We start from the raw sequence: 25,521 nt of genomic DNA on the forward strand, positions 1-25,521 counted from the left end.
GTTTGAGGCGACTTTCGGCTGTGAATGCCGGTTCCACGGCCGATCGGCGCTGCATTGCGGCGACAGTTTGTCCTTTTTACCGGGGTGCAAGACGAACGCGCTCTGGTACACTGGGACGAAGCAAAAAGGGATTCCATGAACGTAACGCAGCGCTGCAACGTATTGATGCTCTATCCGCTGTTCTTGGCGGAGTCGTTCTGGAGCTTTGGCGAATCCTGCGAGCTGATGGGTGTGAAGCGACCCGCGGCCCCCCTCGGCCTGATCACGGTGGCCGCGATGCTGCCGAAGGACTGGACGGTCCGGCTGATCGACTGCAACACCCAGCCCCTTGGTGACGAGGATCTCACCTGGGCCGACGTCGTGTTCACCGGCGGCATGCTGCCGCAGCAGGCCGATACGCTGCGCCTGATCGAACTCTGCCGCGCCGCCGGCAAGCCGGTGGTCGTCGGCGGACCCGATCCGACGTCGAGCCCCCATGTCTACGAACGGGCCGACTTCCGGGTGCTCGGCGAGGCCGAAAGCGTCATCGACGAGTTCATCGCGGCCTGGGAAAGCGGGGCCCGCTCCGGCGTCTTCACTGCGCCGAAATTCCAGGCCGACGTAACAAAGACGCCGGTGCCACGCTTCGATCTCCTGAAGTTCGAGGACTATCTCTACCTCGGTGTGCAATATTCGCGTGGCTGTCCGTTCACCTGCGAGTTCTGCGACATCATCGAGCTCTACGGCCGTGTGCCGCGCACCAAGACGGTCGAGCAGATGTTTGTCGAGCTCGAGACGCTCTACCGGATGGGCTACCGCGGCCATCTCGACTTCGTCGACGACAATTTCATCGGCAACAAGAAGTCGCTGCGGCAGTTCCTGCCCCAGCTCGCCGAATGGCAGCGCGCGCACGGCTATCCCTTCGAATTGTCCACCGAGGCCTCGGTCAACCTGGCCGACGATCCCGAGCTATTGGAGCTGATGGGCGCGGCCAATTTCTTCGGCATCTTCGTTGGCATCGAAAGTCCGGACCCTGCAACGCTGGTCGCGATGCGGAAGAAGCAGAACACGCGGCGCAACATCGCCGAGAGCATCCACAAGATCTATGCCGCCGGCATGCTCGTCACCGCGGGCTTCATCGTCGGCTTCGACACCGAGAAGGTCTCGATGGCGGAAGCGATGATCGATTTCATCGAGGAGGCCGCGATTCCCGTCGCCATGGTCGGCCTGCTCTATGCGTTGCCGAACACGCAGCTCACGCGCCGACTCGAGCGTGAAGGCCGGCTGCATCCGGGCCACGATCTGGCGCCGACCATCGGCGCCGATCAGTGCACGGACGGCATCAACTTCGATCCGGTCCGCCCGTTGCGCGACATCCTGACGGACTACAAGCGGGTGCTGGAGCACATCTACAGCCCCGCCGCCTACGCAGGGCGCGTCGACCGCCTGATGATGCTGCTCGACCGATCCAGGCAGCGCCCCGAGCTCGCCGAGGGCGACATCCGCTCGCGGGTCGGGGCGATGGAGACGGTGCACCGCGTTGTCACCGCCCTTCCCGAAGCGCGCGGGCCGCTGTGGCAGACCTTCATGAACTGCGCCAAGCGCGACACGTCATCGGCACGGATCGCGGTGCAGATGATTGCCGCCTATGCGCATCTCGGGCCGTTCTCGCGCAAGGTCATCGAAGCCATCGACGGGCGCCTCGCTGCGCTCGATGACGAGACGGTCATCCCGACCGCTGCGACGCTCGACACCACCGCAGCCCGGCACCTGGCCTGAAGGCTTACTTCACCGCCAGCCGCAAGAAGCTCATGACGCTGCCGAGCGCGGCAAAGCCGGCGCCGAGCCCCAGCGCGACGGTCGCACCATCGTGACCGGCCAGCGCAAAGCACAGCGCCGCGAGCGCCGCGCCCGTGGTCTGCCCCGTCAGGCGTGCGGTCGCGACGATGCCGGAGGCGCTGCCGCTGCGGTGCGGCGGTGCGCTCGACATCACGGCCTTCATGTTCGGCGCCTGGAAGAAGCCGAACCCCATGCCGCAGATCACCATCCGCCAGATGATGTCGGGGATGGCAGGATTGGACGGAAGCATCGCGAGCAATGCCATGCCGAGGCCGAGCAGCACGAGCCCGATGCCGCCGAGCAGGCCGACCGCGTGCCGGTCGGAGAGGCGCCCCGCGATCGGCGCCATGATGCCGACCACCAGCGGCCAGGGCGTCATGAAGAAGCCGGTCTCGACTTGCGAACGCCCGAGCACGTCCTCGAAATAGAACGGCAGCGAGACGAAGGCGAGGCCCTGCACGGCGAAGGAGCACACCGCGGTCGCGGCCGACAGCGCGAACATCGGCCGGCTGAACAGGTCGATCGGCAGCATCGGCGCGGGATGGTCGGCATGCCGGCGCGTCAGGATGAAGCCGAGTGCGAGGGCCGTGATCAGCTCGATGCCCACGACGACAGGCGACAGATTGTGCGCGGCGCTGCCGATGCCCGTGATGAACAGGCCGAGGCAGGCAGACGCCAGGACCGCGCCGAGGAAGTCGAAACCGTGATCGGCGCGCGGCGTCTTCGGCAGCATTGCAAAGCCGATCCCGATCGCGACGAGGCCGAAGGGAATGTTGACAGCGAACAGCCACGGCCACGGGCCGACTGCGAGGATGGCAGAGGCGATCGATGGACCGATGGTGAAGGCGGTTGCGACCACGAGCGCATTGTGGCCAAAACCGCGGCCGAGCATCCGGCCGGGATAGACGAAGCGCACCAGTGCCGTGTTGACGCTCATGATGCCGCTGGCCCCCAGGCCCTGCAGCGTGCGCGCGACCAGCAGGCTGTCCAGCGACCACGCCACCGCGCAGAACAGCGAGGCGATGGTGAACAGGATCAGGCCGCCGAGATAGATGCGCTGGTGCCCGACGATCTCGCCGAGCGCACCGAGCGGCAGCAAAGTGGCCACCAGCGCGATCTGGTAGACATTGACCACCCAGACCGATTGCTCCGGCGTGACGTGCAAATCGGCGGCAATGGCTGGCAGTGCGATATTGGCGATCGCGGTGTCGAGGGAGGCCATCGCCAGCGCGGTGAAGATGGCGGCGATCGCCCAGCGCCGCTGCGTGGCCGGAAGGCCGTCGGCAATGGGATGATCGGGCTCGCGCGCGGCGGCAGGTAACGTGATTGTCATTGCCTGGCGCGTTGCTCCGGCGGCGTGGTGAAAGGGGACTTTTGGCATGTACTACGCCGAAGGCCGCTTCCACAGGCATATGCTTGCATGCTGTGTATGCGCGAAGGTCAGGCGATGCGGCCGGCGGCTGGCGTATGATCGCGCCAGCTGCTGCAATCTTGGGGGATCACCATGCAAATCGTCGTTCTGCCCGGTGACGGCATCGGACCGGAGATCACGACCGCGACATCGGGCGTGCTGCGCGCGGCCTCCGAGCGCTTCCAGCTTGACTTGCGCCTCGAGGAGCACGCGGTCGGGCATGCGAGCCTGAAGCTATCAGGCACGACGGTGCGCCCCGAGTTGCTCGACATCGTCCGCGCCGCCGACGGTCTGATCCTGGGACCGACCGCGACCTTCGACTTCAAGGACGAGGCGCATGGCGAGATCAATCCGTCCAGGCACTTTCGCAAGAGCCTCGACCTCTACGCCAATGTCCGGCCCGCGCGCACCTATGCGGGGCGGCCCGGCCGGCTCGGCGAGTTCGACCTCGTCGTCGTGCGCGAGAACACCGAAGGCTTCTACGCCGACCGCAACATGGAGCAGGGCAATGGCGAGATGCTGGTCACGCCTGACGTCGTGATCTCGCTGCGCCGCATCACGCGCCTCTGCTGCGAGCGCATCGCGCACGCCGCCTGCCGCCTGGCAATGAAGCGGCGAAGACATCTGACCATCGTGCACAAGGCCAATGTGCTCAAGATCGGCGACGGCATGTTCCTCGACATCTGCCGCGCGGCGGCGAAGGGCTATCCCGGCCTCGAAGTCGACGATATCCTGGTCGACGCCATGATGGCGCATGTCGTGCGCAACCCCGATCGCTTCGACGTCATCGTCGCCACCAACATGTTCGGCGACATCCTGTCCGATCTCACGGCCGAGCTCTCCGGCAGCCTCGGCCTCGGCGGCTCGCTCAATGTCGGCGACCGCTATGCGATGGCGCAGGCCGCGCACGGCTCGGCACCTGACATCGCGGGGCAGGACGTCGCCAACCCGATTTCACTGATCCTGTCGACGGCCTTGCTGCTGGCCTGGCATGGCGAGAAGAGCGGCGCCGTCCGCTACGAGGAAGCGGCGCGTGCGATCGAAGCCGCGGTGGCGAAGGCGATCGGCGAGGGCAGGGCGACGCGCGACGTCGGCGGCAAGCTCGGCACGATCGCGGCGGGGGCTGCGATTGCGGAGATCTTGCAGGCGGAGTGAGCCATCGTCGCGGATGCCTGCGATTTTTTTGGGGCCAACACAAAACTCGAAAAACAACCCCATGCACAGTAGAAGGCTCCTTGATCGATAAGGGATTTTCGGAGCGCGTCGCGACGACCTTCGTGACAGTGATCACGTTGACCCGTCGGGCAAAACACTGGCATGATGCTATCGTGCCAGCGGTCGGGGACAAGGGCGCATTCTCATCATGCGCGACGTCCGCTTCCTGACGTCCAGTGGCCCGTCTCCTCTGGCCCGCTTGAGCCAGATCAAGACTCACCCCGCGGCGCCGCCGGACCTTTCCATCAACGCATCCATGGAAAGGGCGGCCCATATGACAACCCTGCTCAGGGAAATCCGGGATACACCTCTGCTCTGGATGCTGGTCTTCGTGCCCATCGTGCTGGTGGCGGAGGCGGTCGCCCCGCATTCCCACACGCTGCTGTTCGTGCTCGCCGTGCTTGCGATCGTGCCGCTGGCGGCGCTGCTCAGCCACGCCACCGAAGCGGTCGCCGCCAGAACCGGCGATGCCGTGGGTGGGCTGCTCAACGCAACGCTCGGCAATCTGACGGAGCTGATCATCGCCATCACGGCGCTGCGGGCAGGCGAGTACATGCTGGTGAAGGCCTCGATTGCCGGCGCGATCGTCACCAACGCGACATTCATGCTCGGCGCCTGCCTGCTGCTCGGCGGCCTGCGCTACCACGTGCAGGAGTACAACCGCGCCGGCGCGCGCCTGTCGTCCGGCCTGTTGCTGATGGCGACAGTCGCCCTGCTGGCCCCCTCGGCAGTCGCCGACCTCGAGCATTTGCCGCAGGACGGAGGCGTCATTCACAAGCTTAGCGTCGGCATTTCAGTCCTGCTGATCGCGGCTTACGCGCTTGGCCTGTGGTTCTCGCTCGGGACGCACAAGGAATTGTTCGCAAGCGCCGATCACGGCGAGCAGGAGGAAGCGCACTGGCCGATCGGGCTAGCCGTTGGGACGCTGCTGGCCGTCACCGTGCTGGTGGCGCTGGTGAGCGAGATCTTCGTGGAATCGGTGCAGAAGGCGGCGGAGACCTTCGGCATGAGTCCGGCTTTCGTCGGGTTCATCATCGTTTCGCTGGTTGGCGCCGCTGCCGAATTTGCAGTTGCCCTTGCCGCTGCGCGCAAGGACCGCCTCGACATGGTCGTCAGCATTGCGCTCGGCAGCGCCTCCCAGATCGCGCTGTTCGTTGCACCCGCGCTCGTGCTGCTCAGCTATTTCGTGGGACCGACGCCAATGAACCTTCAGTTCTGGCCTGGCGCCGTCACCATGGTGATGATCGCAACAGTCACGGCGACCTTCATCACCACCAGTGGACGCTCGGCATGGTTCGTCGGCGCGCTGATGATTTTCATTTATGCGGTGTTTGCGCTGACGCTGTATGTCGTCCCGCCGGCGGGCGAGGGATGAGGTGCACTCGCCCGCCGGCACAGGGGTGAATTGGCTCATCGGAGAATGGCGGCCCGTGGCGAGCCATCCTCCGAAGCGGCGAATACGTTTCCCGCTAGTAGGCCCAGTAGCTGCCGGTGGGCGGGCAATTGTCGCCGCCATAGCCATAGCCGTAGTTGCCGCCGCCATAGCCGTAATACGAGGCGGGATAACCGCCAGAGTAGCCACCGTAGTACCCGCCATAGCCGCTGTAATAGGCGCTCCGCGCGATTGCGCCGCCGACGACCGCGCCGGCGACCACACCGTAACCGAGGCCGCGATAGCCGTAGCCGCGATAACCCCAGCCGCCGCGGTAGCCCCAGCCGACGCCGCGATAGCCGTAGCCGCCGCCGCGCCAGCCGCCGACCCAGCGCACTTCGGTGGTGGTCTGATCGACCATCGATTTCATCGTCGAAAGATGCGTCGGGATCGGCCCGGCCTGAGCGATTGTGCCTGATAGCAGCGCGCCGGCTCCGGCGAGAACGAAGGTACGCAGGGAATTCGAGGATGTCATGATCGATCATCTCCTTGGCTTACGGGCGGCGCTTTCTGCGCGGCCGTACCCATTCCGGGATGGCAATGCCGCGGCGGGTTTGATCCAGATCAAGCGTCGACGGCGTATCCGGCCTGGACCTCGACCGGATCAATGCGCGATGCCGTCGGTAAGCACGCGCAGGCTCCTTGCGGGCGGCTACTTCAAGTCGACCGTATCTTCCGCGATGATTTCTTCGTCGAATCCGGTCGTTCGCAACACGCGTACCGCGGCACGTTTGGCGCCGGCGAACTGATTGCGATCGACGTCCACCTCGGGGGTGGGGCGACTCACAGCGATCGTGTCCCACGTCGACTTGTTGTCCGGCTTGACCTGGACCGAGTAGGTCACGCCGGCGACGGGCTGCAAACCGCCGAGCTGGTCGATCCTCAATGGTCGCCGGCTGGCTGCCGCAGCCCCGGCGAGCTCAAGTCCGAAGGTGGCGCCTGCGGTCGGCCCGGGAGGTGCCGCCCCGGCCTCGTACCGGCTGATCTCCTTCCCCTTGAGCTGGAGGCTTACCGACTTCATGCCGCTCACCCGCGGAAGGTCCGCCTGAATCAGACCGACTTCGTTCGGCCGGTCGGGTTCAGCAGATGACCGGCGGATCACGACTGGCTCACGGTAGACTTCCTTGCCGGTGCCGTCGTAAGCCACGAGTTCCACATCCTTGTCGGTGGCGGCGTCCGACGCGATGGTGGAGACCGACGGGTTCACATACATGATCTTGCCGTCACCAGCGGTCTTGTTGATGGTGGCGACGACGTGAACGAATGATCCGGTCTTGATTTCGGTCTTCATCGGATCCTCCTAGGCGACCGGCGGACCGAGGGCGTCCTCTTCCAAAAGCCGGGTCATTATCGCCTGGTAAGTGTACGCCGATAGCCACTGGTTGTCTGCATAGGTCATCACGTCGTGATATGTGAGCCCCGGCAACGCAGCGGCCAGCAAACCGAGTTCGTGATCCCCGGTGTCGACACCGACATATTTGTTGTCCGGCTTGCTGATACAGCCGTTCTCATAAGGGAATGTCGGATCGCTCGCGTCCTGCGCGGCGGGGGGAAATCCCGGATGAAACCGGCCGAACGTATGTCCGAGTTCGTGAGCACCGTACCAGTCGGCGTATGACGCGTCGCGATCGCCGGCAAAGCCGTTCGGCACGCCCGCGGGTCCGGAAGCGACGGTGTCCGGCTGGGGCGTGCCCGGAATGGCGAACGCCTTTCCTCGCATGAAGTTGTTGGACGCGTTATCGTCGACGAGACCGTAATAGTGCGTGCGCGGGTCGACGCCGCTGCTCACCTCGCGGCTTCGCAGCGCGGCGATCTGGGCATTGGCGAGATCGACCGTCGAGTCGTCGAACGGTGCGGCAAAATCCGCGTCCACCACCATGTGGGACCATTCGAGCGCGGCGACAGGATAGGCGCGGTTGAGAAACGACCTGAGATACGAAAAATGGACCGCAGCGGGGGTGACGGTCGTCGTGCCCGCTTTGTATCGAAGACCGATCACCCGGATGCGCAGCGGCGGCGCCGCCGTGAATGTGACAGGCGCGATGTTGAACGCCGCCGCAGGAAGGTCGCCGCCTCCGGGCTGAAAGATGCGGCTGATGCGCAAGCTGAGTGTGCCCGCGCCGATGGCCGCGGCCGGCAGGCGGAAGTTCAGGCTCTTGTCGATGTCTTCCCGCTGTTCGCGGAGACTGAAGGGCGAGCCCGGGTTCACCCGAAGCGAGTTGAGGGCCGGGAGGAACGTGTCGCCTCCGCCGCTCCGGCTCCACGCAATTTCCGCGGTGATCTGACCGGGCTGCGACACTGAAGTCGGCTCAAGATAGAGGCGAACGAGCGTCGCCTTATCGGCGACCAGCGGCACCGAATTCGTCACGTCCTGAACGCACTGGACGATCTCGACGTCGCGCACCTGCACGCCGGTCTGCGGCTGAGCAAGGCCGAGCGGGCGGCGCTTGCGAGGTTTGAGTCTGGGAACGCCCGAGCCGCGATGCACGCACATCATGCACATGGTGTTGTTCCGGCTTTGATGACCCGTAACGCGAGCTTCGCTTTGTCGCGTGGACTTTAGGTCTACATTGATACTATACTACTCGCTATAATTGAACAAAGCCAACCCTGCGGATCGGTCATTTGGACGCAGCGCGGTTGACATAGCCTGTTGTCGGAGCCGGTCGCGAAAGGCCCCCCGCACAGCAAGTTCTGCGGCGAATTATTTGCGCGGAGGACGTTCGATGCTGCATCGCTTTCAGTCGCGTGGGCTCGGCGCGGCAGCTGCTCCGCAGAGCACCGCGCCGCCACGTTCGGAGTTCGAGCCGATCGAGGACATCCGCGCCTCGTTCATCGACAAATTCCAGAGGCGGCGGATCGAGGCCGGCGAGAAGCCCGCCGCCGTGAGGCGCAGTCTGAACGGACAGCCGATCGACGAGCCGGACCATCCGCGCTGATGGCCTCGCGGCAAGTCTCGTGCGACGCCTCCGTTTTTGGACAATCCCTTTTGATATCGAGGTCAGACGATGATCGATCCAAACGCAATTGCAGCGCTGAAAGTCTATCCGCCGATCGGCGTCGCCCGTGTCGGCAATGCCCAAGGCGCCGGCGACTACGTCATCGGCCCCGAGATGATCGGCGGTGCGCCGAGCTTGCCCGGCACGGCGCCGGAGCAGCCGGCTCGCTTTGTCGAGGACTTTCGCACCGCGAACGGCGAGATCAAGCGGCAAGCCGCACGCTTCCGCATCTACGCCCACATGAAGGACGGCAGCGTGCAGGAGGTGACCGCTGCATCCGCGAAGATCGAGTGGCGCGTCTGCATCGCAAACCTCAAGGCCGGCTGGTACGAGTTCAACCAGGCAATGGACCTCGGCCCGCTGAGCCAGAGCGCGTTGCAGCGAAATCGCGAGCTGGTTTTGCCAGACGCCAGGTGGAAGCTCGACATCGCGCCAACCCCGCGAAGCATCGCGGGGCAGGGGGCTGGCCCGATCAGGCTGGACGATGGCGCGTTCTGGGGTTCGCCGGTCTATCTCGGCGAGCTTCGTACCGACGAGGAGGGGCGGCTGATCTTCCTTGGCGGCAATGGAGTTTCGCGGCCGTTCCGCAAAGGGACCCGGCCCCTGACTTTCGCCAACAATCCAGGTTGGCACGATGACGTCAGCGACGGGCCGGTGCGGGCGCAAGTGACATTTGCCGGGCATGCACCGATCGATGCGGAGCCCGGCTACGTCTGCGTTACGCCGCCGAATTACGCGCCGGGGCTGTTCGGTCTCGTAACGATGGACGACGTGGTGCGGGAGGTGTTCTACGACAAGGGCTGGATTCCACGACCGGTCAAGACCTCGTTCGTCAACGACGTGCAACCAATCTTTCAGCGCCTGACCGGACTGCAATGGGTCAACCACGGGCTCTTCGTCGTTCATGGTTTTGGCTCGCCGCTCGACGCGCAGAATGCGCAAGTCCTCGCCAAGCTCAACGACGCGTCTGCTGCGAATGCGGCGTGGCGCGCGGCCGTGCTGGCGTTGTTTCGCGATCCAGGCGCGAGCGGCGCACTGATCGAAGATCAGATAGCGCAGGTGTTCGGCGATGCGGTCGACCAATTCTTCGAAGGTCCGCCGAAGCCTTCGAATTCGCTGCTTGCCGTGACGAAGACCCAGTACGCGCACCTCAAGCGCTGGGCTGCTGGAACATTCGACGCCGACGGGCCGTCGCACCAGCCGGCGCAGGCGCAGGACTTCGATGCCCTGCCTCCCGAGGTCCAGGTTATGCATCTCGAGCGCGCATCCTTGCACGATTGTCTCGGCGGCCCATTCCATCCCGCGATGGAGATGACATGGGTGATGCGGATTCCGCTGATGTGGGCATCGGCGTATCGGCTGAAGGTCCTGGCCGGTGAGCAACCAGCGCGGCAGGACTTCGGGGGTACTCTCACGCCGGCGGTCTGCACCGGCGCGAATGGTCCGCACGATGGTGTCGCAGCCGGCTGCCTCACCCGCTTCCTTGGCGTGCCGTGGCAGACTGATCATACCTCGTGCAATTCGGCGGCCGACTACTTCCCGTCGACGTTCCTGTCGATGCCGACGTTCTGGGGACCGCGTGCCCCGGATCAGGTTCTGGCAGACGGAAACTATCTGCGTGCGGCCGCCATCGCGCCTCTCGGCCAGGCGACGCAACAGCAGACCTTCAAGCACCTGATGAACCGGGTCGACTGGTTGCGCGACATCCGCGGCAACGATTACTATGACCGCCTGTCGAACATGATTGCGGAATGGTCCGAGCTCGGCATGGTGTTGCCGGTGAAGAACGCGCCTGCATCTCTGCCGGTGCAGGATCTGCGGGTCGAGCAGGGACGCCGCGACAGCAGCGGGCCGATCGATGTCACGGCCGATCCGAAGTACCACGCGGTCGAAGACATGGAGAGCCTTTTCTTGCCGCAGACGACGGCAGGCCTGGCGCAGCGGCGCGGTGCACGCAAGACGGCTCCCCCGCCGAAGCGGACCTATCGCCCGGGCGAGATCTGACCTTGGACGTGCTGCGCACCGACTGTCTCGTGGTCGGCGCGGGGCCTGCCGGCTTGACCGCCGCACGCCTGCTGGCCCTTAGGGGCCGCACGGTCATTGTCGCAGATTCCGGCGTCACGCCGACGACGCGGCTTGAGCTGCTTGCTCCGGCCTCGCTCGTCACTGTCGCGGCGGTGGGACTTGAACATCTGCTCGACGATCCGGCGATCGCCCGAGCCTGTCTCGGGATTCGGCGAACACACCGTTCGGGCGCGTCGGACTATGAGGACTTTCTGCGTCATCCCTGCCGCATCGGGTATGTGGTCGATCGCGTCCGTTTCGACCAGCGCCTTCGCGACGAGGCTGTCGCTGTCGGGGTTACATTTTGCGGGCTGCGCGCAATCGGCGTCACGCCGGACCGCGGCGTTGTCTGTCGTGCGAGCGATAGCGCTCGGGCGAAGCTCGTCCTTGCGGAGATCGTTGTCGATGCAACGGGTCGCGCCGCCGCGATTGCGCGGCGCCGGGGCGCGCGCGTGGCCGCCCGGGATCGCATGGTCGCAGAACTGGTCGAGGATGCGGCTGATGGCGCGCCGGCCGGTTCCGCATCGTGGCTCGAATACAGCAGCGATGGACCGACCTGGTCTTACCGCATCCGTGGACCGCGAGGGCGTGTGCAGACTTGGCGCATTCGCAGATCCGGCACACCGGCGGGAGATGCGCTGCTCAGCGTGGACGCGTCTGCTTGCCTCCTCTCGGAGGCCGCGGGCGAAGGTTGGATTGCAGTAGGCGATGCGGCGATGGCGTTCGATCCGATTGCCTCTCAGGGGCTGTTCAACGCATTGTCGTCCGCTTTGGTCGCGACGGGTGCGCTGTTGTCGGCCGATCGGCTGAGCCCGACCTCGGCGCGATTGTATTCCGACGCGGTCGCCACAACATTCCTTCACTGCGAAGCAGGCCGTATCAGCGTCTATGGCACCATGCCGCGTCCTCCGGCGCCGGAGTCATGGGCCGATCCGGCAAAAACGATCGCGCAATGAAGCATGATTTCGCAGGTTGATCGGGCTCCGCTTCCCGTCCCCTAAAACTGATACCTCCGCAACCCTCGATCCACGGGCACGATGTCATCGTGGCAACAATCGGGAGCAGGGCCCGGGCGAAACCCGCGCCACGCTTTTCCGGATCATGCTCTAAGTCTGCAGCCGGGGAACGAGACGTGTCGCGTTCTGATGGCCGATCGCATCGAGATCCTCTGTCGAGAGGCCAAGCTTCTGCAACTGCGCGAACTGGCCAAGGCCGAAATACGGATAGTCGCTGCCGTAGGTGATCTGGGAGGCGGGTACGAGCTTGAGCAGCGCGGCCATGGAGGGCGCGAAAGTCGCATTCGCGGTGTCGTAGTGCAGCCGGCGTAGCTCGCCTTCGATTCCTTCCGGCGCAAACTCCTTCAGGTCGGGCCGCGCCCCATAGAACGAATTGATCCGCCCGGCCATCATCGGTATCGTGCCGCCGGCGTGCGAGAACAGCCATTTGATGTCGCGGTGGCGGGCAAATGCGCCGCTGAGCAGAAGGCTCGTCACGGTCCGTGTGGTGTCGTGCGGGACTTCGATCACGGCTGGAAACGTTCCGACGCTGAGCGCGCTACAGCAACTCGCGACCAGCGGATGCACATAAACGACCGCCTTGCGACGGTTCAGCTCCTCGAACACCGGCCTGTAGGCGGCATTGCCGAGCCATTTGTCGCCGTAGCTGCTTTGCAGCCCGATCCCATCCGCCTTCAGCGTGTCGAACGCATATTCGATCTCCCTGAGCGTGGCATCGACGTCCTGCATCGACAAGGTGGCGAACAGGCCGAAACGGCCCGGATGGTCGCGCATCATGTCCGCCGCGTACTCGTTGCAGGCGCGCGCAAGCCGGCCGGCTTCCGCCGGCCCAAGGTCGAACCACACGCCGGGCGTGGAGGCGACCGATAGGATGCCTGTGCGTATGCCATTGCGGTCCATGTCCTCGACGAGCTTCTCGCGGGTCCAGGCCACCTGGCCGGGAAAGTGCGGCTGCTTGCGTGCGTCTTCGTAGCCAAGCCAGAGCTTTTGATATTCAGGCGGATAGAAATGAAGGTGAGTATCGATCAGCGCCGGCCTGGTCTGTCCGTGCACCGCAACGGCGGGGACGGCCGCGGCCAGGCCAAGTGCACCGACGCCAGCGAGGAAGCCGCGGCGCGACGAGGATGGGCCGTAGCAGGTGGGGCAGGCGTGATGCCCTCGAGATTTTTGATCCCATTTGTTCATGTTGCACGTCTCCCGTGACGAACTGGCAAAGCCAAGGCCTGTGGTGCTTCTATCGGCAGAACGTTTCGTCCCTCCGCTGTCTGTGGTGCGGCCGCAGCGGGGCAATGATTGTTGGGGATTGGAATACGCCGATTTTTCGTCGCCGAACGATGCCTCGCGTCACGCCTGTGCATCGCCGCCGCAACTTTGTGTGAACGCCTCCCCAATTCTCCCGCGAGATGCTCCCTGATGTCGCGAGGTTGACCCGTCGGGCGAAACACTGGCAAAATGCGATGGCGGCGAAGATTTGCGATGACCGCAATCACTTTCAGTGAGTGGATCGATGAAGTCTGACAGGGATGGCATCAACCTCGCGGCCAAGCCAAGCGGAACGGGTTGCGTGGAATGCTCGGCTGCTGGCGGATGGTGGTTTCATCTTCGCAGATGTGTCGAATGCGGTCACATCGGCTGCTGTGATACGTCACCCAATCAGCATGCAACGAAGCATAACGCGGCGACGGGTCACCCGATCATCACGAGCTTCGAGCCGGGCGAACGGTGGTTTTACGACTATCGCACGGGACAGCCCTTCGCGGGCCCGAAGCTGCAAGGCCCGCACGCGCATCCGTTGGACCAGCCGGTGCCCGGGCCGGACGGCGCGGTCCCTCGGGACTGGCAATCGCTGCTGCATGAATAGGTCGCAGCCTCTGGCAACTGGTCCATAGCCGACGAGCGCGTTTAGCAGCGGGGCTGCTTCCGGGCATCGCGCGTGAACTCACGGGCGGACGTCTTGCGCGAACTTTCGGCACCCGTGAATCCCCCATTGGAACCCTCACTGGTGTCCGTGGCGCCGGATCAGCGACATTGCAAATGCAACGCGATCCTCGCGAAGATGAAATTCTCACGCAACGTAGCATCGAGATATTGCCCTCCCGACGTTCTGCAGGAGCCTCATTGCGCGTGAGGACTACAGATCGTTTGCGTCGATCGCCGCCGCCTCAGCCGGGCCTTCGCGGATATCGAAAGGAGAACGCCTGTGCAGCCTGCTCTCGACCATCCAGCTTCCACGCCATATTGTTCTATGCCTTCACCACCGACCGACATCGAGGTTACGAGAAGGGATGACGGCACCCTGATATTGCGATCGCGGATTATACTCGCTGGAGTGAGCGGGACGATTTGCGCATACCTTCCCCACTGGGCTCAGGAAACGTCGGACCGCGTCTTTCTCGCGCAACGAACCCGCGACAATGCATGGCAGTCGATCAGCTATGGCGAATTCTGGTCTCGAGTGCGCTCGGTCGGGCAGGCGCTGATTGATCGGGGTGGCGCAGCGGGCGATACGCTGGCCATCCTGTCCGGCAATTCGATCGAGAATGCGGTGATCCAGTTCGCCGCGATGTCGATCGGTCTGCAGGTTGCGCCGATCTCGCCAAGCTACAGTCTTCTGCCAGGTGGCCTCAGCCGCATCGAAGACATCGCGAAGGTCCTCACGCCGAAGTTTGTGTTTGCCCAGAAGGCGGATCCCTTCGTGCAAGCCCGTGCCATCCCCGGCTTTGCGCAGGCCGAATGGATAACGGCGGAAGAGGCGGCGGATACCACGCCGCTGTCGGAGCTATCCGCCGCGACACCGGGTCACGCGTTTGAGGCGGCGTTCGCAGCACTCGGACCGGAGACCGTCGGCAGAATCCTGTTCACGTCGGGATCGACCGGCTCTCCCAAGGGAGTGATCAATACCCATCGCATGATGTCGAGCGTGCTGCAGATGGCCGCTCAGGTCACGCCGGTCTCGCAGCCCCTGGTTCAGATCGAATGGCTGCCCTGGCATCATACCATGGGCTGCAACGTCATACTGAATGGGATTCTGAAGAACGGCGGCTCTCTCTATATCGACGATGGCCGACCGACGCCCGAAGCGTTTCATCGAACAATCGCCAATCTGCACGACGTTTCTCCGACGGCCTCATTCAATGTCCCAACCGGTTACGCGTTGTTATGCGCCGCGCTCGGCGAGGATCCAGACCTGAGGCGGAAGTTCTTCCATCGCATCGACAGAATGATTTTCGGGGGCGCGGCGATCCCGGCGTCCGTAATGGCAACGCTTCAGGAATATGCAATCGAAGTCCGCGGCGAGCGAGTTCCGATTTTGGCCGGATACGGTGCCACGGAAGCCGGGCCGACCATCTGCGTGTCTTATCGACCGTGCGAAGCGCCGGGAGAGATCGGCTTGCCGGCACCCGGCATCGAACTCAAGCTGGTTCCGGCGATGGACGGTTACGAGGCGCGGGTCCGTGGCCCGAACGTCATGCCCGGTTATCTCGGATTACCCGAATTGTCCGCGGCGGCATTCGACGAAGAGGGCTTCTATCGGGTAGGCGACGCGGTCTCGTTCATCGATCCCGCCGATCTCTGCCGCGGCCTGAGGTTTTCCGGGCGTCTCTCGGAGAATTTCAAAATGATGACAGGCACGTGGGTGCTCGTCGGCGAGCTGCGTGCCGCCATCCTGAACCGGATGGGCGGCGTGCTGCAGGATTTGGTCATCGGAGGCGAGGGCCGCGATTCTCTCGTCGCGCTGGTATGGCTCAATCCGGACCGTGCAAGGCGACATGCTATCGGCGCAGCAGGCGCGGATTCCGGTGACACCCTTTCATTGGATTCCGGCGTTCGCGCATACGTCCATCGGGTCTTGACCGAGCATAACCTGGCGGCAGCGACCAACGCGCGGATATCGGCCGTTGCCATCCAGATCCAGCCGCTGTCGCTCGCGGCAGGCGAGACAACGGACAAGGGCTACATCAATCAGCGCGGGGTCCTGAAGAACCGTTCCGCCATTCTCGACAGTCTCTATAGCGGAGCAGCCTCGCCGCACATCATCCGGTTTGCCTCTCATCCACGCGCGTTGTCGACGGCAGGAAATGCAGTCACGTCGACTGATGCATGACCAGAGAGCCCGGCCGCCGACCTTCCGAGCGTGTTTCTTAAAGGGACCGCCTCTGCGTCATTGACGGCGGCGACGCCAGTAGATGTGGACGAGTGTGCGGCGAAGCCGCAACCCCAACGCGCCGCCGCGGCGATGCCGCAGCCGGCCCTGCCTTTCATTCAACCCGCGAAGCCCAAATTCTCACCATTGGCCTCGGCCTGCTCATTTCGGCGGCTTGGAATATGTATAGTCATGCGGTCCATCTTCGCGGCCGCAACATCACGTCAGTCAACACCGAGGTCGGCCCCGATGTGATCCTGATGGACGAGCCGTTCGGCGCTCTCGATGCCCAGACCCGTATGGTGATGCAAAGCGATCTCCAGACGTTGTCGATGGAAGCCGGCGCCACCGCTAGGTCCAAAGTCAGAGCGCAAAATAAACGGTCATCGCTGTAACGATCAGGCCCAGCACAACGGCGAGCACCAGTTCTGTCTTGATGCCGCCGGCGGAATGAGATTGTGCATCGTCAATCATTCGGCCAGTCCTGATGAAGCGAAAGAGCGAAATCACGATGATTGCGATCCCGATCGCGATCAGCGCGAGGCCGTCATAGTGACTGAACGCTCCCGTGAAGCGATCGAATTGCAGTCGAGACCCGATCTCCGTCCTGTTGGCTTCGGCGATTGTTCGGACGAAGAGGTTGAATTTCTCGACGACAAAGCCAAACGCGATGATCGCGATGCCCGTCCTGACCCAGGCGAGAAAAGTCCGCTCGTTTGCCGCGTGGTCTGAGTATCTCTCGATCATCGAGACCTCTCTGGATGTTGTCGATGGGTTTCGTTGCGCTCTACCCATCCTACGGCTGGCCCTAAAACTGATACCTCCGCAACCCTCCATCCACCGGGATCACCGTGCCCGTGATGTACCTTGCCACCGGTGAGGCCAGAAACACCGCGAGCGCCGCGAGGTCCTCCGGCTCGCCCCAATAGCCGACCGGGATTTCTTCCTCGGCAAAGCGCTCGCGATAATCCGGCGGGTAGTTGCGGCGGATCTGCTCGCTCATGATGCGGCCGGGCGGGATGCAGTTGATGGTGATGCCGTGCTCGCCGATCTCGCGCGACAGGCCTTTGGCCCAGGCGTGCACGGCGGCCTTTGCGGCGAACGCAGCGTTGAGGCCCTCCGGCTCGGACTTGCCGGTGATGTTGACGATGCGGCCCCATTTGCGTTCGATCATCTGCGGCAGTAGCGCATGCGCGATGCGGCGGTAGCTGGTGAAGTTCAGCGCGATCGCCTCGTCCCATTTGCTGTCGGGCGCATCGACGGGAAGGGGGCGGCTGCCGCCGGCATTGTTGATGAGGATGTCGACGTGGCCGAGCTGCTTTTGCGCAAAGGCCGCGATGTTCTCCGCGGCGTCCTTCGCCATCACGTCCTGCTCGAACGGCGTGATCAGGCCGGAGCCGACTTCTTTCACCAGCTCGGCAAGGAGATCAGTGCGCCGCGCCACGCCGACGACGCGGACGCCTTCGGCAGCCAGGCCCTTGGCGATGGCGCGGCCGATGCCGATGCTCGCCCCTGTCACGACTGCGGTTTTCGATTTGAGCCCGAGGTCCATGGTCACACGCTCTCTTGTTTGCTTTTTGCTTCTTGTCGTTCGTTTCCTGCCCGTCCCGCCGGCTTCGCGAATTGCCTGAGCGGGACGAGCAGTGGTAACCAAGAGCCTCGACGAAGGAAACACGAAAAAGAAAAGGCGTTGAGCAATGGTCTGGGATCCGCAGCAATATCTGAAATTCTCCGGCCATCGGCTTCGGCCCGCCGTCGACCTGTTGATGCGGATTCCGGATTTCGCCCCGCGCGCGATCGCCGATCTCGGGGCAGGGGCCGGCAACGTGACAAAACTGATCAAGGAACGCTGGCCGGACGCGACCGTGACCGGTGTCGAGGGCTCGGCCGAGATGGTGGCCGCCGGCCGCAAGGCGGCGCCGGATGTGGAATGGTCGCACGAGGATCTCGGCCATTGGCGCCCCGCCAGGCAATACGATTTGATCTATTCCAATGCCGCACTGCACTGGCTGCCCAATCATGCGGCGCTGTTTCCGTCGGTCATGGAGAAGGTGACGCCCGGCGGCATGCTTGCGGTGCAGATGCCGCGCAACTTCCTCGCGCCATCGCATGTGCTGATCGGCGAGACGGCGCTGAACGGTCCGTGGCGGTCAAAGGTCGAGCATCTCGTCACCCCGCCGCCGGTCGAAGGGCCGGCCTTCTATCATGATTTGCTCGCGCCGCTTTCCCAGAACGTCGACATCTGGGAGACCGAATATCTGCAGGTGCTCGAAGGCGACAATCCCGTGAAGGAATGGACCAAGGGGACCTGGCTGACGCGCTATCTCGACATCCTGCAGGGCGACGAGAAGGCCGCGTTCGAGGCCGCCTATGGCGAGCGGGTGGCGAAGGCCTATCCGAAGAATGCGGCGGGGCAGACGCTGTTTCCGTTCCGGCGTCTGTTCATGGTCGCCCAGCGCAAGAGCTGATCGCACTGCCGCAATGCGACATAAACCGTTCGCAACCCGGGACTGGAAGCGGGTCCCGGGTTGCGCGGACAACAGCCATCAAGCTAGCTTGCCTGTGGCAAATTGGGCTTAGGTCTAGTTGTTCGGGTGGTGGATTGCTGCCACTACTGGGCTGCAAACCGGGCTGCAAAACAAAAAGAACCCGGTTTTAGAGGTTGTTGGGAGGTTACTTCATGCGCAAGCTGCTTCTTGCGGTCGCCGCCGCAGCTATTCTCGTGGCCCCAGCCGTGGCACAGGCCCAGAGCCCTGTTGTCATCAAGTTCAGCCACGTGGTCGCCAACGACACCCCGAAGGGCAAGGGCGCGCTGAAGTTCAAGGAACTCGCCGAGAAGTACACCGACGGCAAGGTCAAGATCGAAGTCTATCCGAACTCCTCGCTCTACAAGGACAAGGAGGAGATCGAGGCGCTCCAGCTCGGCTCGGTGCAGATGCTGGCGCCCTCGACCGCGAAATTCGCGCCGCTCGGCATCAAGGAATTCGAGGCGCTCGACCTGCCCTGGCTGTTCAAGGACGACGAGACCTATTCCAACGCGATGAAGGGCACGATCGGCAAGTGGCTGTTCCAGAAGCTCGAGGCCAAGGGCATCACGGGGCTCGCCTATTGGGACAACGGCTTCCACATGGTGTCGTCGAACCGCACGTTGATGAAGCCTGAGGATTTCAAGGGCCTGAAATTCCGCATCTCCGGATCGAAGATCGCCGACCAGTATTTCCGCCTGATGGGCTCGATCCCGCAGATCATGGCGTTCTCCGAAGTCTACCAGGCGCTCCAGACCGGCGTGGTCGACGGCTGCGAGAACACCGCGTCGAACTACCTGACGCAGAAGTTCTACGAGGTGCAGAAGGACATCACCGTGTCCTATCACGCGCATCTGCAATATGCGGTCATCGTCAACTCGAAATTCTGGTCCGGCCTGCCGCCCGACATCCGCGCCCAGGTCGAGAAGGCGATGGTGGATGCAACCGAGTACACCAACCAGATCGCGCACCAGGAGAACGAGGACGCGCTGGCCGAGATCAAGAAGGCGGGCAAGACCAAGCTGCATTATCTGACTGACGCCGACCGCAAGGCGTGGCAGGAAGCGATGCGGCCGACTTATACATGGGCAAAGGGCCGGGTCGGGCAGGAGGTGCTCGATCTCGTCGCCAAGGAACTCGACGTCAAGATGAACTGACGCGTTTTCCGCAAGGACAATACGAACGGTCGGGAGTGTGCGCACTTCCGGCCGTTTCGCATCGATAGGGGGACTTTGATTTGCTTCGCGTGCTCAACCAGGCGCTCAACCATCTCGAAGAATGGCTGATCGCGACGCTCATCGCGGCTGCAACCGGCTTGATCTTCATCGCCGTGGTGCACCGTTACGGCGCAGGCGAATCGATCGTCCTCTCCAGATGGGCGGCTGCGCACGGGATGAGCTGGCTCGCGACGCTGTCGATGGCGGTGTTCACCTTCCTGTCCGAGCTCGACCTGTCCTGGGCGCAGGAACTCTGCATCTACATGTTCATCTGGATGGCGAAGTTCGGCGCGGCCTATGGCGTGCGCACCGGCATCCATGTCGGCGTCGACCTGCTCGTCAACCGCCTGCCCGAGCATTCGCGCAAGCACGTGATCCTGTTCTCGCTGCTCTGCGGCGCGCTCTTCACCGGCATGATCGCCGCCTTCGGCGCCTCCTTCGTCTCCGAGATGTTCAAGACCGGCCAGCAGTCCAATGACCTGGAAGCGCCGATGTGGTTCGTCTATCTGGCGATCCCGCTCGGCTCGGGCCTGATGTGCTTCCGCTTCCTCCAGGTCTCGTGGTCCTACTACTGGACCGGCCATCTGCCGCATCACGACGAGAGCCATGTCGAGGGCGTGGAGGCCGACGTCTCGCCGGCGCTGCATCCGCAGCCCGCCGGCGCGGCGACCAGGGCCGCCGCGCGAAAAGTGTCGCCGCTCGGCGTCATCCTGATCATGGCGCCGATCCTGATCTTCGCGATGTGTCTCGCCGAGAAGTTTGGCGTGGTGGTGCTGCCGCACTGGATGCGAGCCGCGACCGTGTTCGCGCTGCTGATCGCGCTGATGCTGACCGGCATCCCGGTCTCGATCGCGCTTGGCCTCACCGTGATGACGTTCCTGTTCACGCTGACCACGGTGCCGATCGAAGCGGTCTCGATGAAGCTCTTCACCGGCATCGAGGGGTTCGAGATCATGGCGATCCCGTTCTTCATCCTCGCCGGCAATTTCCTCACCCATGGCGGCGTCGCGCGCCGCATGATCAAGTTCGCGACCTCGCTGATCGGCCACTGGCACGGCGGTCTCGGCCTTGCCGGCATCGTCGCCTGCGCGATGTTCGCGCTGGTGTGCGGCTCGAGCGTCGCGACCGTTGCCGCGATCGGCGCGATCGTGCTGCCGGAGATGGTCCGCCACGGCTATCCCATGCATTTCGGCGCCGGCATCATCACCGTTGCCGGCTCGCTCGGCATCCTGATGCTGCCGTCGATACCGAAGATCGTCTATGCGGTCTCCACCAATACCTCGATCGGCGCGCTGTTCGTCGCGGGCCTGCTGCCGGGCATCATGCTGACGACGATGCTCTGCATCGTCACCTGGTGGCTCGCACGCAAGCGCGACTATCCACGCCTGCCGAAGGCGAGCTGGGGCGAGACCGTCCGCACCTTCCGCGAGAGCATCTGGGGATTGATGCTGGTCGTCATCATCATCGGCGGCATCTACAGCGGCCTGTTCACCGCCACCGAGGCGGCTGCGATGGCTGCGGTCTACTCCTTCGTCATCGCGGTGTTCGTCTACAAGGCGATCAAGATCGTGGACGTGCCGCGGGTGCTGCTGCGCGCCGCCAACACCAGCGCGATGCTGCTCTACATCGTCACCAACGCGGTGCTGTTCTCCTTCGTGCTCTCCAACGAGAACCTGCCGGCGACCTTGGCCGACTGGATCGCGGCGCAGAATCTCGGCTGGGTCGGCTTCCTCTTGGTCGTCAACATTCTCTTGCTGCTCGCCGGCAACTTCATGGAGCCGAACTCGATCATCCTGATCATGGCGCCGATCCTGGCGCCGGCGGCCAAGAAGCTCGGCATCGACCTCGTGCATTTCGGCATCGTGATGGACGTCAACATGGAGGTCGGCCTCTGCCATCCGCCTGTCGGGTTAAATCTCTATGTCGCCTCGATGATAGCGCGCATGCGAATAACCGAGCTCGCGGTCGCCGTGTTGCCGTGGCTCATCACCATGCTCGGCTTCCTCGTCATCGTGACCTACTGGCCCGATCTGACGCTGTGGCTGCCGCGGGTGCTGGGGATGCATTAGCCTATGCACGACCGGGACATGGCTAACGCGCGGTAAACCCGCGCGCTCAAATGCCATCGCTGCGCTGGGAACCCATTTTTACGGGTCTGCGGTAGAACCATGCCAGTGGATGGGGCTGGCATGTTCTTCAACAGAATGGAATCCGGACGAGCGTCGATTTCCGACGCCGTCTATCTGGAAGTCATCACGGGCCTGCACGGCACGACGATGCCCAACATTCTTGCGGCCGCCTGCCTCGCGATGGTCGGCGCCATCACGACCTACGAGACCGGCGATATGGTGACGGCGGCGCTGACGGTCGCCGGTGTCGTCGTCGCCATCGTCCGCCTGTTCGAAATTGTCGCATTCCGTCGCCGCCTCGCGCAGCCGACGCAGCTTGCTCGGGCCGAGGCCGTGATCTGGGAGCGGCGTTACATTGCCGGCACCGTGGTGACGGCATTGGTGCTCGGCGTTTTTGCCGCGCGCAGCATCGTGCTGGGTGATGCGCTCTGTTCCGTGATGGCGATTGGCATCGGCTTCGGCTTTGGCGCCGGCGTGGTGGCGCGGCTGGCGCTGCGTCCCGTCGCGGCGCTGCTCGATCTCGTCGCAATCGCAGCGCCTGCTGCGATCGTGACCTTCATGCAGCCGGATCTCCGCCATGTCGGGCTCGGGCTCCTCATCCTGATGTATGTGGCCGCCAGTTTCGAGATGGTGCGGCTGAGCTTCAATGCCTCGATCAACCAGATCACGCTCAAGCGGCAGTTCGAGCAGCTCTCGCGCCTGGACCCGATGACCGGCGCGTCCAATCGTTCGGTGCTGGCCACGGACCTGCCGCAGATGCTGGCGGCCGGGATGATTGCCGTCCATACGCTCGATCTCGACCGCTTCAAGGAGGCGAACGACCGGTTCGGGCATCCCGTCGGTGACGCACTGCTGAAGCAGGTCGCCGGGCGGCTCAAGGCGCTCGCCGCGCAGGATGACCTCGTGGTCCGGATGGGCGGCGACGAGTTCGTCCTGGTGCAGCGTGTGGCGGCTGATGCGGAAGCGATGGCGCAGCGCATCGTGCAGTCGATCAGCATGCCCTACGATATCGACGGACAAATGATCGAGCTCGGCGTCAGCGTCGGCGTTGCCGTCGCGCCGGACGACGGGCGCACCGCGGAAGCGCTGCTGTCGCGCTCCGACAAGGCGCTCTATCGGGCCAAGCAGGAACGCGGCGGCTATGTGCTGGCGCGGGATTTGCGGATGGCGGATGCGACCGCATCGGGCCAGATCTTGGCGGAAGAGCTCGCTGCGTAAGCCACGTGGACGGTGCACCCTCTCCCCTTGTGGGAGAGGGTGGCTCGCCGCGCAGCGGCGAGGCGGGTGAGGGGTTTCTCTCCGCACAAACAGTCTTGCGGGCGGAGATATACCCCTCATCCGGCGCTTTGCGCCACCTTCTCCCACAAGGGGAGAAGGGAAGAGGCATCTCGCTCGATTTCGGCAGTCTCCTCCGATAGCAATCACCCGCGAGATGCGGTTAGATGCTCGCACAGGCCGGGAGGAAACAAGAATGACCAGCAGCGAGCCGAAGGACGCAACACCCTCCGTCACCGCGCAGCATGATGCGATGCTGAATGCGCTGCCGTTTTCCGACACGCGGGATTTCGACGATGCCGCGCGCGGCTTCCTCGGCACGATCGAGAACGCGGAGATCACCAACCCGCAGGGGCGGACGGTCTGGAGCCTGAAGCCCTACGGCTTCCTGTCGTCCGAGCAGGCGCCGCCGACCGTCAATCCGAGCTTGTGGCGACAGGCGCGGCTCAACATGCATCACGGCCTGTTCGAGGTGGTGCCCGGGGTCTACCAGGTGCGCGGGCTCGACATCGCCAACATGACGCTGATCGAGGGCGACAGCGGTGTCATCGTCGTGGACACGCTGACGTCGATCGAGGGCGCACGTGCCGCGCTCGATCTCTATTACAGGCATCGTGGCCAGAAGCCGGTCGCCGCCGTCATTTTCACCCACACCCATACCGACCATTGGGGCGGCGCGCGCGGCGTGCTGGAGGAGGATGCGCTGACGACCGGGCGCGTGCCGATCATCGCGCCGAACCTGTTCATGGAGCATGCCGTCTCCGAGAACATCATCGCGGGACCGGCGATGCTGCGGCGGGCACAATACCAGTTCGGGCCGTTCCTCGCCAAAGGTGTGCGGGGGCAGGTCGACAACGGGCTCGGCAAGTCGATGGCGGCGGGCGCCGTGGCACTGCTGCGTCCGACCGACCTGATCATGGCAACCGGCGACAGGCGGGTGATCGACGGCGTCGAATTCGAATTCCAGATGGCGCCGAACAGCGAAGCGCCGGCGGAGATGCACTTCTTCATCCCGCGCTACAGACTGCTGAACCTCGCCGAGAACTGTACGCACAATTTCCACAATCTGCTGCCGTTCCGCGGCGCCGACGTGCGCGATGCGCTGGCGTGGTCGAAGTACCTCAACGAGGCCTTGCGGCTCTGGGACGGCAAGGCGGAGGCGATGTGCGGCCAGCATCACTGGCCGGTGTGGGGCCGCGAGCGGATCGGCACGATGATCCGGCAGCAGCGCGATCTCTACAAGTTCGCGCATGACCAGACCATCCGCCTGATGAACCACGGCCTTACCGCAGCCGAGATCGCCGAGACGATCCAGTTGCCGAAGAGCCTGGAGGGTGCCTGGCATGGCCGCGGCTATTACGGCCATATCCGGCATAACGTGAAGGCGATCTACCAGAAGTATCTCGGCTGGTACGATGCCAACCCGGTCAATCTCGATCCGCTGCCGCCGGTAGAATCCGGCAAGAAGTATGTCGAGTACATGGGCGGCGCCGAGGCCATCCTCGCGCGCGCACGCAAGGACTTCGACAAAGGCGAGTTTCGCTTTGTCGCGCAGGCGCTCGGCCATCTCGTCTTCGCGGAGCCGGAGAATGCAGCGGCGCGTCTGTTGCTCGCGGATACGCTCGAGCAGCTCGGTTATGCCGCCGAGAGCTCGACCTGGCGCAACGCCTATCTGTTCGGCGCGCAGGAACTGCGTCAGGGCATGCCCAAGACCCCGCCGCGTCCGCCGATGCCGCGCGAGACGCTGGCCGCGCTACGCACCGAGCAGCTCTGGGACGTGCTCGGCATTCGGCTCAACGGCCCCAAGGCCGAGGGCAAGCACATCGTGCTGAATTGGAGCTTTTCCGATACCGGCGAGATCTTTGCGCTCAACCTGGAAAACTCTGCGCTGACCTATACCGAAGGCGTGCAGGCGGAAAATGCGGACGCGAGCTTCACGCTCGCGCGCGCAACGCTCGATGAGGTCATCGCGAAACTGACGAGCTTTCCGGAAGCGGTCGCCGCCGGCAAGATCAAGCTCGCGGGCAACCCGATGCGGCTTGCCGAGCTGATGGGCCTGATGGACGAATTCCCGCGCATGTTCGAGATCGTCGAGCCGAAGCGGGCGGTGGTGAGTTAGGGCGCCGCCGCCGCCACGTTCTTGCTGGCATCGCCCTCCGCACTCTCGCTGTCATCGCCCGGCTTGATGTTCAGCCCGGGGACATGACCGACGGGTGTTCGGGGACATAGCCGACACATCATAGTGCACGGATTTGGCAGCGTGGGAGGCCAAGTCC

Annotated in this window: 21 protein-coding genes and 1 pseudogene; 15 read left to right on the forward strand and 7 right to left on the reverse strand. The window is 63.9% G+C overall.

Translation table 11 applies throughout. The features are described 5' to 3' along the window. The first annotated feature begins 135 nt into the window (after nt 1–135). Nucleotides 136–1,758, forward strand: coding sequence for a B12-binding domain-containing radical SAM protein (locus ABIB95_RS34040; protein WP_354246003.1), 1,623 nt, complete (start codon nt 136–138; stop codon nt 1,756–1,758). 4 nt (nt 1,759–1,762) lie between these two features. On the opposite strand, the gene ABIB95_RS34045 is transcribed toward ABIB95_RS34040, so the two are convergent. Then, nucleotides 1,763–3,151 (reverse strand): MFS transporter, encoded by a 1,389-nt coding sequence (locus ABIB95_RS34045; RefSeq protein WP_354246006.1) that lies wholly within the window; start codon nt 3,149–3,151, stop codon nt 1,763–1,765. A 171-nt stretch (nt 3,152–3,322) separates the two neighbouring features. On the opposite strand from ABIB95_RS34045, the gene ABIB95_RS34050 reads away from it, so the two are divergent. Further along, on the forward strand, nt 3,323–4,384 hold the full coding sequence (locus tag ABIB95_RS34050) for an isocitrate/isopropylmalate dehydrogenase family protein (protein ID WP_354246009.1): 1,062 nt from the start codon (nt 3,323–3,325) through the stop codon (nt 4,382–4,384). Between the two features lie 334 nt (nt 4,385–4,718). Next, complete coding sequence (gene cax / locus ABIB95_RS34055) at nt 4,719–5,819, forward strand: calcium/proton exchanger (RefSeq protein WP_166350686.1); 1,101 nt, start codon at nt 4,719–4,721, stop codon at nt 5,817–5,819. A 94-nt stretch (nt 5,820–5,913) separates the two neighbouring features. Here cax and ABIB95_RS34060 read toward each other — a convergent pair whose 3' ends face one another. The 3 genes from ABIB95_RS34060 to ABIB95_RS34070 form a co-directional block, all read right to left on the reverse strand. Then, complete coding sequence (locus ABIB95_RS34060; RefSeq protein ID WP_354246010.1) at nt 5,914–6,351, reverse strand: hypothetical protein; 438 nt, start codon at nt 6,349–6,351, stop codon at nt 5,914–5,916. A 177-nt stretch (nt 6,352–6,528) separates the two neighbouring features. Then, on the reverse strand, nt 6,529–7,167 hold the full coding sequence (locus ABIB95_RS34065) for a hypothetical protein (RefSeq protein ID WP_063984843.1): 639 nt from the start codon (nt 7,165–7,167) through the stop codon (nt 6,529–6,531). 9 nt (nt 7,168–7,176) lie between these two features. Beyond that, a complete protein-coding gene (locus tag ABIB95_RS34070; RefSeq protein ID WP_354246013.1) occupies nt 7,177–8,286 on the reverse strand; it encodes a zinc metalloprotease in 1,110 nt (369 codons plus the stop codon). 316 nt (nt 8,287–8,602) lie between these two features. Here ABIB95_RS34070 and ABIB95_RS34075 point away from each other — a divergent pair, with 316 nt between their 5' ends. From ABIB95_RS34075 to ABIB95_RS34085, 3 genes are all read left to right on the forward strand, one after another. After that, a complete protein-coding gene (locus tag ABIB95_RS34075; RefSeq protein WP_063984842.1) occupies nt 8,603–8,815 on the forward strand; it encodes a hypothetical protein in 213 nt (70 codons plus the stop codon). Between the two features lie 69 nt (nt 8,816–8,884). Further along, nucleotides 8,885–10,879 carry a LodA/GoxA family CTQ-dependent oxidase gene (locus tag ABIB95_RS34080; protein WP_354246016.1) on the forward strand — a complete coding sequence of 665 codons (1,995 nt, stop codon included), beginning with the start codon at nt 8,885–8,887 and terminating at the stop codon, nt 10,877–10,879. Nucleotides 10,880–10,887: 8 nt separating this feature from the next. Further along, nucleotides 10,888–11,895 carry an NAD(P)/FAD-dependent oxidoreductase gene (locus ABIB95_RS34085; RefSeq protein WP_354246042.1) on the forward strand — a complete coding sequence of 336 codons (1,008 nt, stop codon included), beginning with the start codon at nt 10,888–10,890 and terminating at the stop codon, nt 11,893–11,895. Between the two features lie 150 nt (nt 11,896–12,045). On the opposite strand, the gene ABIB95_RS34090 is transcribed toward ABIB95_RS34085, so the two are convergent. Further along, the gene (locus tag ABIB95_RS34090) at nt 12,046–13,140 is read right to left on the reverse strand and encodes an amidohydrolase family protein (RefSeq protein ID WP_354246018.1); all 1,095 of its coding nucleotides are present in this window, start codon (nt 13,138–13,140) and stop codon (nt 12,046–12,048) included. A 322-nt stretch (nt 13,141–13,462) separates the two neighbouring features. Here ABIB95_RS34090 and ABIB95_RS34095 point away from each other — a divergent pair, with 322 nt between their 5' ends. From ABIB95_RS34095 to ABIB95_RS34105, 3 genes are all read left to right on the forward strand, one after another. Continuing rightward, a complete protein-coding gene (locus ABIB95_RS34095; protein WP_354246020.1) occupies nt 13,463–13,816 on the forward strand; it encodes a UBP-type zinc finger domain-containing protein in 354 nt (117 codons plus the stop codon). Between the two features lie 468 nt (nt 13,817–14,284). Next, nucleotides 14,285–16,060, forward strand: coding sequence for an AMP-binding protein (locus ABIB95_RS34100; protein ID WP_354246022.1), 1,776 nt, complete (start codon nt 14,285–14,287; stop codon nt 16,058–16,060). Between the two features lie 92 nt (nt 16,061–16,152). Next, the gene (locus ABIB95_RS34105) at nt 16,153–16,494 is read left to right on the forward strand and encodes a hypothetical protein (RefSeq protein ID WP_354246025.1); all 342 of its coding nucleotides are present in this window, start codon (nt 16,153–16,155) and stop codon (nt 16,492–16,494) included. Here the strand turns inward: ABIB95_RS34105 and ABIB95_RS34110 are convergent. Beyond that, nucleotides 16,463–16,846 (reverse strand): YidH family protein, encoded by a 384-nt coding sequence (locus tag ABIB95_RS34110; protein WP_028150113.1) that lies wholly within the window; start codon nt 16,844–16,846, stop codon nt 16,463–16,465. The two genes, ABIB95_RS34105 and ABIB95_RS34110, sit on opposite strands and share 32 nt — an antisense overlap. Nucleotides 16,847–16,907: 61 nt before the next feature. Further along, a complete protein-coding gene (locus ABIB95_RS34115) occupies nt 16,908–17,651 on the reverse strand; it encodes an SDR family NAD(P)-dependent oxidoreductase (RefSeq protein ID WP_354246045.1) in 744 nt (247 codons plus the stop codon). Between the two features lie 145 nt (nt 17,652–17,796). Here ABIB95_RS34115 and ABIB95_RS34120 point away from each other — a divergent pair, with 145 nt between their 5' ends. From ABIB95_RS34120 to ABIB95_RS34145, 6 genes and pseudogenes are all read left to right on the forward strand, one after another. Further along, a complete protein-coding gene (locus ABIB95_RS34120; protein WP_354119814.1) occupies nt 17,797–18,567 on the forward strand; it encodes a methyltransferase domain-containing protein in 771 nt (256 codons plus the stop codon). 212 nt (nt 18,568–18,779) lie between these two features. Further along, nucleotides 18,780–19,781 (forward strand): DctP family TRAP transporter solute-binding subunit, encoded by a 1,002-nt coding sequence (locus tag ABIB95_RS34125; RefSeq protein ID WP_354246027.1) that lies wholly within the window; start codon nt 18,780–18,782, stop codon nt 19,779–19,781. Nucleotides 19,782–20,041: 260 nt separating this feature from the next. Continuing rightward, nucleotides 20,042–20,389: pseudogene (locus ABIB95_RS34130) on the forward strand (TRAP transporter small permease); the annotation flags it as partial. A 237-nt stretch (nt 20,390–20,626) separates the two neighbouring features. Further along, complete coding sequence (locus ABIB95_RS34135; protein ID WP_354246048.1) at nt 20,627–21,910, forward strand: TRAP transporter large permease; 1,284 nt, start codon at nt 20,627–20,629, stop codon at nt 21,908–21,910. Between the two features lie 120 nt (nt 21,911–22,030). Further along, nucleotides 22,031–23,188, forward strand: coding sequence for a GGDEF domain-containing protein (locus tag ABIB95_RS34140; protein ID WP_247307738.1), 1,158 nt, complete (start codon nt 22,031–22,033; stop codon nt 23,186–23,188). 253 nt (nt 23,189–23,441) lie between these two features. Then, on the forward strand, nt 23,442–25,364 hold the full coding sequence (locus ABIB95_RS34145; RefSeq protein ID WP_354246030.1) for an alkyl/aryl-sulfatase: 1,923 nt from the start codon (nt 23,442–23,444) through the stop codon (nt 25,362–25,364). Nucleotides 25,365–25,521 lie beyond the last annotated feature (157 nt).

The organism is Bradyrhizobium sp. LA2.1, from assembly GCF_040547725.1.
Lineage (GTDB): Bacteria > Pseudomonadota > Alphaproteobacteria > Rhizobiales > Xanthobacteraceae > Bradyrhizobium > Bradyrhizobium barranii.